This window comes from Spirosoma lacussanchae (assembly GCF_005870035.1).
Lineage (GTDB): Bacteria > Bacteroidota > Bacteroidia > Cytophagales > Spirosomataceae > Spirosoma > Spirosoma lacussanchae.
The window spans coordinates 439,185-450,686 of record NZ_SWJG01000004.1; the positions used below are offsets into that span (position 1 = coordinate 439,185).

At 54.7% G+C, this 11,502-nt stretch carries 14 protein-coding genes; 6 read left to right on the forward strand and 8 right to left on the reverse strand.

Annotated elements, in window-relative coordinates:
- Positions 1-56: 56 nt before the first annotated feature.
- The gene (locus FBR45_RS17750; RefSeq protein ID WP_138504701.1) at positions 57-311 is read left to right on the forward strand and encodes a hypothetical protein; all 255 of its coding nucleotides are present in this window, start codon (positions 57-59) and stop codon (positions 309-311) included.
- Between the two features lie 108 nt (positions 312-419).
- Here FBR45_RS17750 and frr read toward each other — a convergent pair whose 3' ends face one another.
- The 5 genes from frr to dusB all read right to left on the reverse strand — a co-directional run bounded on the left by frr (position 420) and on the right by dusB (position 4,469).
- Positions 420-980 (reverse strand): ribosome recycling factor, encoded by a 561-nt coding sequence (gene frr, locus FBR45_RS17755; RefSeq protein ID WP_138504703.1) that lies wholly within the window; start codon positions 978-980, stop codon positions 420-422.
- Positions 981-1,106: 126 nt separating this feature from the next.
- The gene (pyrH, locus tag FBR45_RS17760) at positions 1,107-1,829 is read right to left on the reverse strand and encodes a UMP kinase (protein ID WP_077922794.1); all 723 of its coding nucleotides are present in this window, start codon (positions 1,827-1,829) and stop codon (positions 1,107-1,109) included.
- Positions 1,830-1,954: 125 nt separating this feature from the next.
- Positions 1,955-2,452 (reverse strand): acetyl-CoA carboxylase biotin carboxyl carrier protein subunit, encoded by a 498-nt coding sequence (locus FBR45_RS17765; RefSeq protein ID WP_138504704.1) that lies wholly within the window; start codon positions 2,450-2,452, stop codon positions 1,955-1,957.
- Positions 2,453-2,508: 56 nt separating this feature from the next.
- Positions 2,509-3,417: a DMT family transporter gene (locus tag FBR45_RS17770; RefSeq protein ID WP_138504706.1), complete on the reverse strand. Its 909-nt coding sequence runs from the start codon at positions 3,415-3,417 to the stop codon at positions 2,509-2,511.
- A gap of 62 nt (positions 3,418-3,479) precedes the next feature.
- The gene (gene dusB, locus FBR45_RS17775) at positions 3,480-4,469 is read right to left on the reverse strand and encodes a tRNA dihydrouridine synthase DusB (RefSeq protein WP_138504708.1); all 990 of its coding nucleotides are present in this window, start codon (positions 4,467-4,469) and stop codon (positions 3,480-3,482) included.
- A gap of 139 nt (positions 4,470-4,608) precedes the next feature.
- On the opposite strand from dusB, the gene FBR45_RS17780 reads away from it, so the two are divergent.
- From FBR45_RS17780 to FBR45_RS17795, 4 genes are all read left to right on the forward strand, one after another.
- The gene (locus FBR45_RS17780) at positions 4,609-5,565 is read left to right on the forward strand and encodes a CPBP family intramembrane glutamic endopeptidase (protein ID WP_394344391.1); all 957 of its coding nucleotides are present in this window, start codon (positions 4,609-4,611) and stop codon (positions 5,563-5,565) included.
- A 37-nt stretch (positions 5,566-5,602) separates the two neighbouring features.
- Positions 5,603-5,821 carry a putative signal transducing protein gene (locus tag FBR45_RS17785; protein ID WP_077922789.1) on the forward strand — a complete coding sequence of 73 codons (219 nt, stop codon included), beginning with the start codon at positions 5,603-5,605 and terminating at the stop codon, positions 5,819-5,821.
- Positions 5,802-6,635 carry a phosphatidate cytidylyltransferase gene (locus FBR45_RS17790; protein ID WP_138504711.1) on the forward strand — a complete coding sequence of 278 codons (834 nt, stop codon included), beginning with the start codon at positions 5,802-5,804 and terminating at the stop codon, positions 6,633-6,635. Before FBR45_RS17785 ends, FBR45_RS17790 begins: the two co-directional genes overlap by 20 nt.
- Positions 6,636-6,720: 85 nt before the next feature.
- The gene (locus FBR45_RS17795; RefSeq protein WP_077922872.1) at positions 6,721-7,443 is read left to right on the forward strand and encodes a carboxypeptidase-like regulatory domain-containing protein; all 723 of its coding nucleotides are present in this window, start codon (positions 6,721-6,723) and stop codon (positions 7,441-7,443) included.
- Positions 7,444-7,464: 21 nt separating this feature from the next.
- On the opposite strand, the gene FBR45_RS17800 is transcribed toward FBR45_RS17795, so the two are convergent.
- Positions 7,465-8,241, reverse strand: a complete 777-nt coding sequence (locus FBR45_RS17800) for a UDP-2,3-diacylglucosamine diphosphatase (RefSeq protein WP_138504713.1) — start codon at positions 8,239-8,241, stop codon at positions 7,465-7,467.
- Between the two features lie 154 nt (positions 8,242-8,395).
- Between FBR45_RS17800 and FBR45_RS17805 the strand changes: the two genes are divergently transcribed.
- Positions 8,396-9,196 carry a hypothetical protein gene (locus FBR45_RS17805; protein ID WP_138504715.1) on the forward strand — a complete coding sequence of 267 codons (801 nt, stop codon included), beginning with the start codon at positions 8,396-8,398 and terminating at the stop codon, positions 9,194-9,196.
- Positions 9,197-9,265: 69 nt separating this feature from the next.
- Here FBR45_RS17805 and bioB read toward each other — a convergent pair whose 3' ends face one another.
- Both bioB and FBR45_RS17815 read right to left on the reverse strand, forming a co-directional pair.
- Complete coding sequence (gene bioB / locus FBR45_RS17810) at positions 9,266-10,270, reverse strand: biotin synthase BioB (protein ID WP_138504717.1); 1,005 nt, start codon at positions 10,268-10,270, stop codon at positions 9,266-9,268.
- Positions 10,271-10,328: 58 nt separating this feature from the next.
- Positions 10,329-11,492, reverse strand: coding sequence for an acyltransferase family protein (locus FBR45_RS17815; RefSeq protein WP_138504803.1), 1,164 nt, complete (start codon positions 11,490-11,492; stop codon positions 10,329-10,331).
- Positions 11,493-11,502 lie beyond the last annotated feature (10 nt).

The following is an 11,502-nucleotide window of genomic DNA, read 5'->3' on the forward strand; positions in this document are numbered from 1 at the left end:
CGGTATCTCTGCCGACAAATACGCAACCGAACGGGCCTTTTTTGCGTACGGGGGGTATGCGCTACATTGTTGTTTTCGCTCAACAGGAAATTGGTTACGCGGTCGGGTTCGATACTTTCGCCGACGCGACCGATTTTTTATACTGGGGTTACGAGGAGTACCAGCTGATTCCCTACGGAACCTTCGACGCCCTCACGGGGGAAGTGTGGCCCTACCGGCACCGGGGCGAACAGGTAGCCGATGTCGATGAACAACTGATCAGCCGCACGGCGCTCGACTACCTCCGCTCAGCCATCCGCCGGATTTCCTGATCCAATTACCTACGAACCCGGTCGGCTCTCCCCCACTGGCTCAGCAAGACACAAAAAACCCGGCTCTAACGGGTAGAACCGGGTTACGGTTTGTTATCATCAGGCAGATTATACCATCAGAATATCTTTTTCTTTAGCCGCGAATACCTCGTCGATGCGGGCAATAAATGCGTCGGTAAGTTTCTGAACGCGTTCTTCGCCCTGCTTGACGGCATCTTCCGAAACGCCTTCTTTGACCAGCTTGCGGATGTCGTCGTTGGTATCTTTGCGGATATTACGCACGTTGACCTTGGCTACTTCCACCTCCTGCTTTACTTTTTTCACCAGGTCGCGCCGGCGTTCTTCGGTCAGGGGGGGCACGTTGAGCCGGATCATTTCCCCGTCGTTGTTGGGGGCTAGGCCTACGTTCGAGTTCCGGATTGCCTTTTCTACTTCGCCGATGAGTTTCCGCTCGAACGGCTTCACCACGATGGTTCGCGCGTCGGGCGTATTGACGGAGGCCACCTGGTTCAGGGGCGACATCATCCCGTAGTACTCGACCTGTATACCGTCGAGCATCTGAGCACTGGCCTTGCCGGCACGAATTTTTGTCAGTTCAATGGCCAGGTGCTTCAGCGCCTTCTCCATCGTGTCTTTTGCATCGTCGAGAAATAGCTCGATCTCTTCCATCCTTTTTTACAGTTTACTGTATTCAGTGTACCGTTTTCAACGGGCGGCTGTAGCCCGGGGGCTAACGTGGCCGCTATGTATGCAGGCATTGGCTCACCAGAACCGGCAAAACCGACCCTGGGTTGCTTAGTTCGACGTCACCAGGGTGCCCGTGTCGCTATCGCCCTGGATGACCCGGAGCAGACTACCGGCCTCATTCATGTTAAAAACAATGATGGGCAGGTTGTTCTCCTGACAGAGGGTGAAAGCGGTCAGATCCATGACGTTCAGTTTCTTCTCGTAAACGTCCTCGAACGAAATGGTGGTATACCGGGTAGCCGTTTTGTCTTTCATAGGGTCGGCCGTGTAAACACCGTCTACCTTGGTTCCTTTCAGCACCACGTCTGCCTCTACCTCGATGGCCCGCAGGCTGGCGGTGGTATCGGTAGTGAAGTACGGACTACCGGTACCGGCCCCGAAGATCACAACCCGCCCTTTTTCGAGATGCCGCACGGCACGACGACGTACATACGGTTCGCACACCTGCTCCATCTTGATCGCCGACATGACGCGGGTATACATGCCGTGTTTTTCGAGGGAGCTCTGAATAGCCATGGCATTGATCACCGTAGCCAGCATACCCATGTAGTCGCCCTGCACCCGGTCGATACCAGACCGCTCGCCCGATACGCCCCGGAAGATATTACCTCCGCCGATGACGATGGCGACCTGCACACCCAGATCGACAACCTGTTTGATTTCTTTACTGTATTGCTCCAGTACGGCAGGGTCGATGTTGTAACCGCTGGGACCGGCCAAAGCCTCTCCGCTTAATTTGAGCAGAATTCGTTTGTACTTCGTTGATGTCATGCGGGGTGATTTTTGCGGGGGCAAAGATAGGAAAAAAAGGGGAAGGCAGGAAGGACGGAGCCAATGAAAGCAGCAAACGAAAAGCCGGTAAACCCGTCAAGAGCCCGGCTGTAACCCCGCTTCGACTAACCGAACTCGATCAGCACCTGTCCTTTTTCGACGCGGTCTCCTTTCTGAACACGAATGGCTTTTACGGTGGTCTCGGCGGGTGCTTTTATCGTGTTTTCCATCTTCATGGCTTCCAGAATCAGCACCGTATCTCCTTTCTGCACAGTGGCCCCCACCGCAACCGTGATGCCCACGATCAGACCCGGCATTGGTGCTTTCAGGTCGCCGATTTTAGCCGCGGCTGCGCTGCTCATGCCCATCTTTTCGAGCAGGAGGTCGAAGCGGTCTTTCAGCTGTATGGTATGAATTCGCCCGTTTAGTTTTAGGGAAACGGTTTTATCAGCCGCGTTCAGCTCCAGCACTTCGGCATTGTAAGAACGGTTCTGATAGAGGATATGCAGGGTACGATCCGTCAGTCGGACCAGGTCCCAGCCGAAAGGCTCGCCGTTGAGCACCGGGCCCGTTGCTGAGAAATCGATGGTAGCCGGTTGTTGATCGAGGGTTGTCTGGTACATGGGTTATGGTTGGTAAGGGCGTTGGATACCCCGAACGAAAATCGATCACAAGTAACTCAGTTTCGATTCACCAACCAAATTCCGAGCAGGCAGATCCCCATGCCGGCAAACTGTACAGCATAGATTCGCTCGCCGTCGAGCACGCCCCACAGCAGCGCCACGATCGGGATCAGGTAGGTTACCGAAGCCGCAAACAAAGGAGAAGCCAGCTGCATGATGCGGTTAAAGAACACCGACATCAGGCCCGACCCGAGCACCCCCAGAATAATCAGGGCTATCAGCGAGGTGGTATGGGTGGGATCGAACGCGCGCGTCAGAAAGTCGGTCGGCAACAGAGTCAATACCGCAATCGGCCCGATGAACGCAAACAGCCAGGCCGTAGAGACCAGCGCGGGCAACTGGCTGATGTAACGTCCGATAAAGTTAGTGTTGAAGCCGTAGCAGACCGTTGCCAGCATAACCATCAGGGCGTAGCCGTTGATCTGAAAAGAACCGGTGGCGCTGAAAAAAACCAGCAACAACGACCCAGCCAGCCCCAGCAGAATACCCGTTACCTGCCTGACTTGAAGCGCCTGCCCAAAAAAAAGAGCACCCAGAATAAGTGTAAACAATGGACTCAGCGAGTTGAGCGCGCCCGACAGCGAGCTGTTCAGATGTGCGCCTGCTTCGGCAAACAGAAAAGCGGGAATAACGAACCCCACTACTCCCGCCACCAGCAGCGCCCACCACCGAGGCCGAACAGCTGCTCTGACGGCGGGTTGCTGGGCCTGCCGGGCCAGGAAGGGCACAAAAAAAAGCAGGGCAAAGAGCAGTCGGCCAGCCGCAACCTGCGTGGGCGAAAACGCACCCAGACTCCGTTTAATGAGGATAAACGAGCTGCCCCACACCAGTGCCAAGGTACAAAGCAACACCCACGCCATAACCGGGCGTTTCTGATTTACTACAACGGACTCTTGGGTAGGCATGAACGTAAGGGAAAGGAGCCGCAGCGCCAGCGGGCATCAGCGTTGTCGGCTGGCGCTGCGGGTTATACATAGGCTTCGGCGTACCGATCGGCTACTTCGTCGAGTACGGCCCGGGTTTCGAGGTATGTATTGGTCGTAACGAGCCGCTGCCGGTAGGGCTTGAAATCCGGAAGCCCTTTGAAATAATTGGTGTAGTGCCGGCGCATCTCGAACAGGCCCGTAATCTCGCCTTTCCAGCGGATCGAGAAGTCGAGGTGCTGACGACATACCGCTACCCGATCCGCAATGGTGGGTGGAGTACGGTGTTCTCCGGTCCGGACAAAGTGCTTGATTTCGTCGAAAATCCAGGGGTATCCGATGCTGGCCCGGCCAATCATGACCCCGTCTACGCCATATCGATTCTTGTACTCGAGCGCTTTTTCAGGGGTGTCGATGTCGCCATTGCCGAAGATCGGAATTTTGATACGGTCGTTGTCTTTGATGCGGCCGATGAGCGTCCAGTCGGCGCTTCCTTTGTACATCTGTACCCGCGTACGCCCATGAATGGTCAGCGCCTGGATGCCTATATCCTGCAACCGTTCGGCTACTTCCTCTACGTTGCGGGTGTTCTCATCCCAGCCGAGCCGGGTTTTCACCGTTACGGGCAGGTGCGTGGCTTTGACAACGGCCTCGGTCATTTTCACCATTTTCGGGATGTCCTGAAGCAGCGCAGCGCCAGCGCCCCGGCAGGCAACGTTCTTGACCGGGCACCCGTAGTTGATATCGATCAGATCGGGGTTGGCACGGGTAGCAATGCGGGCGCACTCGCCCATCGTTTCGATGTCGGAGCCAAACAGCTGGATACCAATGGGCCGTTCGTATTCGAAAATATCCAGCTTCTGTACGCTCTTGGCCGCGTCCCGAATGAGCCCCTCTGAGGAGATGAACTCGGTATACATCAGGTCGGCGCCGTTGGCCTTACATACCGCCCGAAACGGCGGATCGCTCACATCTTCCATCGGGGCCAGTAGCAACGGGAAGTCCGGAAGTTCTATATTACCAATCTTAACCACAGTACATATTGATTTCAGCAACAAAGCTATAGATACCCTTTCTTGGTTAGAATTACGATTTGCAGCATTGTTTGGTTCCTGGGTAAATACCGGCTGACATCTCGTAAATCCGTGTTCTGTCTGTAAATTTACGGGAATTATGCAACCTATTGTTTCGCCCAACCATTCGTCATCCCGATCGCCAACCCTTGGCGGGCTTAGTATGCTCGTTGGTTTTGTACTGCTGGGGGGCGTTATCAGCACCCTGCTGCTGTTCGTTGTGCTGATGGTGAGCAAAGGATTTGACCCGGCTGAAGCGCAGGCGTATCTGCTCCGGTTGTCGGGTAATCCGACCTCGGTGGCGAACGGCTGGTACGAAATTATGGTTTTGCAGGCGGTCAATCACCTGGGTACGTTTTTACTGCCTGCCCTGCTTTACTGGTATGTGATCGAGCGTCGGACCTGGCCCCAGTTTAGCCCACGTCCGCTGACAGCCGTTACCGGTTTGGGTATCGTCGTTCTGATTGTTATAGCCTTCATGCCCGGCAACGGACTCATCATCGAGTGGAACCAGAATCTGCATCTGCCGCAGACCCTGGCCCCGCTCGAACAGTGGATTCGCGACAAAGAAAAAAGCCTGGCAGGCGTCACCAAATACATCACCACGTTCAACACCCCACTTCAGCTCGCGATTGCGCTGCTGGTCATTGGCGTGATTCCGGCCATTGGCGAAGAAGCACTCTTCCGGGGCATCTTACAGCGCAACCTCACCGTCTGGACGGGTAACGTACACCTGAGCATCTGGATAGCCGCGGCCCTGTTCAGCGCCATTCACATCCAGTTTCTGGGATTCTTCCCCCGCCTGTTGCTGGGCGCTCTCTTTGGCTATCTGTACGTCTGGTCGGGCAATCTGTGGGTGCCCATCCTGGCCCATTTTGTCAATAACGGCTTTACGGTGCTGATGGTGTACCTTTACCAGCGCCGGGTCGTTGCCGTCGATATTGAGAGTACCCAGTCCGTCCCGATCGTCGGCGCCATTCTGTCGCTGATACTGTCGGCGGGGCTATTAGCTTACTTTAAACGAAGTAATGCGGGACATCCTTCGCCCAACACCTAGTTACTCATGCATACGGCGGCCAGCCTGCCTTCATCTTATGAACGAAACCTGGGAATCTATATACAGTACCCCGCTGCCCCACCGGGCCGAACTGGCCAAGGCGCTCCTGACTGAACACGATATTCCGGCGGTCGTTGTCAATCGTCAGAGCAGTTCCTATCCATCTATTGGCTGGGGAAAGAGTGAAGTACACGTGCCGCTCCAGCACGCTACGCTGGCCAAAGTAATTATCGAGAATGAAGCAACGTTTAGCTAAGTTGACGAACCTACAGCAGCGGGTTGTTGCAGCTGTAGTGGCGGTACCGTTTATTATTTTCATGATCTGGTACGACGACTGGACGTTTGCTCTGTTGTTTACACTGATCAGCGCGCTTACCCAGCGGGAGTTTTATAAATTGCTCGGCCTCGACGGATTTGAGCCCCTGACGGCCTACGGAACCGTAGTGGGCTGTCTGGTCTGTGTGCTGGCTTACTTCATCGAGAAAGGCATGCTCGGCACCGACAGCTACTTCCTGATCTGCCCGGCTTCGTCGATGATCTTTTTGATCAAACTCTACAAAAAACGGGATATGAAGCCGTTCACCAACATCGGCTTCACCTTTCTGGGTATTATTTATGTAGCCATGCCGTTTGCCCTGCTGATTGTGCTGGCGCTGCGGGGTAATGCCTACCACCCAGCCATCATTCTGGGCTGTCTGTTGCTGCTATGGGCCACCGACATCGGCGCTTATTTCGCGGGCACCTACTTTGGTCGGCGTAAACTGTTCGAGCGTGTATCGCCCAAGAAATCGTGGGAAGGGGCCATTGGCGGAGCTGCCGCTGCGGCTCTGGTAGCGCAGGGACTGGCCATCTACGCCCCCGAACTCCAACCCTGGCAGTGGTACTGCGTCGGTGGTATCATCGTCGTAACCGGTACCTACGGCGACCTGGTCGAGTCGCTCTTCAAACGCAGTATTGCCATCAAAGACTCAGGCAGTAGTATTCCCGGTCATGGCGGCTTTCTGGATCGGTTCGACGGGCTACTGCTGGCCGCTCCGTTCATTATCAGCTTTCTGAAACTGTTTGCCTGATCAACTTAATCTTTCTTAAAAAATACCCGTCCGAAACCTAATCCAGCTGTTTGGGCGTTTACTTTGTAGTTTCGCTGATTTGCCTATGAATAAGTCATTGACGGTATTGCTGATTGGACTGATGCTGCTCGTAGCAGGCGCGTCGACGACGCTCTTTGCGCAGGGTCAGGACCGCCAGGTGACGTTCACGGGTTTCCTGACGGGTGGTAAAACCAATGAGCCGTTGCCGGGTGCCTATATCTATATTCCCAAAGCCGGGCGGGGCGTATTGTCGGCCACGAACGGTTATTTTGCGCTGCCGGTTTTCCCGGGCGACAGTATCATTTTCAGCTACGTTGGCTTTAAAACCCAGTATCACATCATTCCGCGCCGACTTACGGACCTCACTTATTCGGCGGTAGTAGCGTTGCAGGAAGACGTCAAGACCCTGGCCGAGGTAAAGGTATATCCCTATGCTACCGAAGAGCTGTTTAAAGAAGCATTCGTCAACCTGAAGCTGCCCGATCAGCAGGAACGTGACAACCTGGCCCGCAACACTGACCCGGCCGCCATTATGCGTCAGGCAGCCACGATGCCTATGGGTGCCATCGCCAACCACCAGAATTTTGTGAACCAGCAGTTTTTTGGGCGAGAGTCGGTCTACGGACGTAACAACATGACCACCTTCTCGTTTACCAACCCCTTCGCCTGGGCCAATTTTATCCGGTCGGTCAAACGAGGGGACCTGAAGAACAAGGAGTGGCGCAGTGAGCTGAACAAAGCTCCACGCGAAAACATGACCCGGAAAGACCTGCTGGAAGGCAACTAACCGACGGCACTTTACCAGCTGTTAGCTTGCCCAGGTCTTTAACTGCAGGTCGTTTCCGTCAAATTCGGCGTAAGTGCGCGCCGACACCCATTCGCCCAGATTCACGTAGCGGCTTCGGTCATTGACGGCCAGGTTCATGGGTATGTGCCGATGACCGAAAATGTAGTAATCGTGGTGATGTACCGCTTCTACCTCGCGGCAATAGTGCATCAGCCATTCGCGATCCTCGCCCAGAAACTCCTCCCCTTTCTCCTGATTGCTGATGCGGCTCCGGCGCGACCAGGCCTGGGCCAGACCAATGCCCACATCGGGATGAAGGTATCGGAATAGTCGCCGGGCTAGTCCGCTCTCAAAAAGCACCTTTAGTCGTTTGTACGTATAGTCGCCGGGGCCGAGGCCATCGCCGTGTCCGATCAGGAAGCGTTTTTCGCCGATGTCGTACCGGCGTGGGTGCCGGTAAACCGGGATGCCCATTTCCTGGGTAAAATAATCCTGCATCCACATATCGTGGTTGCCGGTAAACAGGATGATGCGGGTACCGGTGTCGGTCAGTTCAGCCAGTTTCCCCTGCAAACGGATAAATCCTTTCGGAATGCTGCGCTTGTACTCGAACCAGAAATCGAAGATGTCGCCTACCAGAAAAATCACGTCGGCATGGGGGCGGATGGTATCGAGCCAGGTTACGACAGCCCGTTCACGATCCCGGCTTTTTTCGGGCGATGGGGTACCGAGGTGAAAATCCGAGGCAAAAAAAACCGAGCGGTTTGGAGGCAACAAAATCGTTTCGACGTCAGTCATGGTGGCGTAATTCGGCAACAAAAGTACGCAACTCGGCGCATTTCGGCACTGGCCCGCTGCCGATGAGCCAATGGCTTGATTTAGGGAAATTGTTTGAACCGGCAAACAACGGATAGTCGATTTTAGTCTTACAACAAACCTACACTCACGTTTTATGAGCACGAAATTACTATGGCTGGCTCTACCAGCTCTATTGCTGACGTCCTGTTTCCAGGGTGATAACGCATCCAATACAGATGGTGCCAACGATGCAGCCGGAACCGGCAGCCCTAACCTGGCTAGGGAAGTAGCTGGCGTATGGCAGCTTAGTACCGATCAGCGATTTGGGTACGATGAGCCCTGCAATATGCTGAACGATGGACTGGTTCAGGGAATGTTCGACATTGGGCTTACCGAAGAAATGACCACCCTCGACTATCCGAACGGCTGTCAGTTCAAGTGGAAAGACGGAACCGTCAGCGTCGCCTTTGGCGGTCCGAAACCGTATCCATCCATGTACCATGCCGAATACATCTTCGACAAAATGTACCAGGGTGGCGCGGGCCAGGTATCGGGCCAAATGGGCATGACGGCCGAAAAAGCTCCTATTAGCGGCCCTGAAACCCAGGGGACCGGCGCGGAACGACCAGCCACTGAGCCGACAGGCGGTTCAGAAGCCGACATGGACGAAGATGCAACGGCCAATAACGACTCGTCAAATACAACCTCGGGGGTTCCGCCGGTAGCAGCTCAGTTCACTAAACCGGCTGTGAGCACGGGCCGATTCGTGGCCGTACCCGGCGTGGGCGACAAAGCCGTTTGGGATCCTGCCAGTAAGGCGCTGCATGTACTCTATAACAACCATATCATCAATGTGACGGTACAGACAAAAGCTAATGCAGCTGCCTCACAGCAGAAAGCGACATCGCTGGCCGAGGTGGTGCTGAGCCACTTTATCGAAGAAGCCTCTATATAATACCAGCAGACTACAAACTAAAGAGCCCGCTATGTTCTGTAGCGGGCTCTTTAGTTTGTAGTCTGTACACTAGTAAACAGGAATCTGTTCGAATACAACCGCCGGCTGCGATGCGTCCTTGAAGGCTTTGCGCGGGCGGATGTTCAGCGTCTGGAACAGCTGCTGATCGGCATCTTCGTCCGGGTTGGGCGTCGTCAGCAACTTATCGCCGGCAAAGATCGAGTTGGCCCCTGCCAGGAAGCACAGCGCCTGCTCTTCGGTGGTCATCCGAACCCGGCCGGCCGACAAACGGACCATTGCTTTTGGCATAATGATTCGGGCGGTAGCAATCATCCGAACCATTTCCCAAACCGACACGCGGGGCTGGTCTTCCAGGGGCGTACCTTCTACGGGCACCAGCGCGTTGACCGGAACGGACTCGGGGTGCTGGGGCAGGGTAGCCAGTGTGTGCAACATACCGATCCGGTCCGTGTGCGACTCGCCCATGCCGATGATCCCACCGGAACAAACCGAGATGCCAGCCTTACGAGCATGGCCAAGTGTATCGAGCCGATCGTCGTAGGTACGGGTGCTGATAATGTCGCCGTAAAATTCTTCGCTGGTATCGAGGTTGTGGTTGTAGGCGTAGAGACCGGCATCCTTCAGCTTCTGCGCCTGGCTTTCGGTTAGCATACCCAGCGTGCAGCATACCTCCAGCCCCATCTGGTTTACGCCCTGTACCATTTCCAGCACTTTATCGAAGTCGCGGTTGTCGCGTACTTCGCGCCAGGCAGCGCCCATGCAAAAGCGTGTACTGCCCGTATCTTTGGCCCGCTGTGCAGCCGTCAGCACCTCGTCGACCTCCATCAGCTTGTGTACCTTCACGTTCGTGTGATAACGGGCCGCCTGTGGGCAATACGCACAATCTTCGGGACAGCCACCTGTTTTGACGGACAACAGCGTGCAAACCTGTACTTCCTGCGGATCGTGATGCTGCCGATGCACGGTGGCGGCCCGGTAAATCAGATCCAGCACGGGTGAATTGTATATATCGGCTATTTCGGCGCGTGTCCAGTCAGTACGGAAGTCATTCATACAGCTAATAATCGTTATGTCGTAGTCAAAAGTAGTAGTTGGGGGCGTTCAGGGCAATTTATTTAACGCCAAACAACAGCCGAGTCAACCTGAACGGTCGAATGAGCAGCCCATACACAGCCAGGCAAACGATTAGTGATGAGATACTTACTACCAAAAATCCATCGTATAAGCCGAGTGTAGTTTCTGTCAGCACATAATAACCAATTCCGACAATTACGGTCTGATGGAGGATATAAAATGGATAAACGGCTTCGTTCAGTCGGGGCAGTATCGGCTTATTGATGTTCAGGTACCGGTAGCCATACGCAATCGTGGCCAGTACAGACGATACCATCAGGGCAAGACTGTTTGTAAAGTACCAGAAGTCAATCCAGAAGACCGTATCGATCTCCTCGTTCGTAAATACCATCCGCATACCGTATAGTCCGGCGGTAAACACGAGGGTAGCTACCAGAAAAATCCGGCGCTGGTCGGTCAGCACTGACCAGAACTCCCGACGGCTGATAAGCAGATACCCAAACCAGAATAGCAGTAGGTTCTCGACAAAGTAAGCCCAGTCGTCGATCAGCGCGTGGGTCTCATCGGGGTAGAACGGGCGGGTCATGTACTGACTGGCCGCAATAACCCCTACCATCAGCCACAAAGCCCCGCCCGGCCGATTAATCACCTGCCCGATCCGGTCCGTAAACCGCTGGCCGACCGGGCTCTTCAGCCACCGAAACACGGGAATACTGATCAGCGCATAGAGAAACAGATAGGCGATAAACCACAGGTGGTGCCAGCTGAAGGCTCCGCCGGACCCGCCATCTCTGTACGGCTGGAACTTGAATACATACGGGTAAAACTCAGCGTAACTCCCGCTAAATCGCCCCCTGAACAGCCATTCGGCGTAAATCTGGGGCGGTACGATGACGAACATGCCGAAGACGAGCGGCAGAAATAACCGACGAACCCGCTCCCCGGCGTAGTTACCTACTGTTCGTTTTCGCAGGGCGAAATAGGTCCCTGCCCCTGAAATAAAGAACAGCAATGGCATACGCCAGCGGTGTAGCCACCGCATTACCTCCTCGAAGGGTCGGCTGGTTTCTGTACTCTGGATATGCCAGCCCCAGGAGACATAAATCATGCCCGTATGGTAGAACAATAACGTCAGAATGGCTATGATACGAAGCCAGTCGAGGTCGTATCGACGAGTGTTGAGCGTGGAGGAATCGTCCATCGGGAGGGCG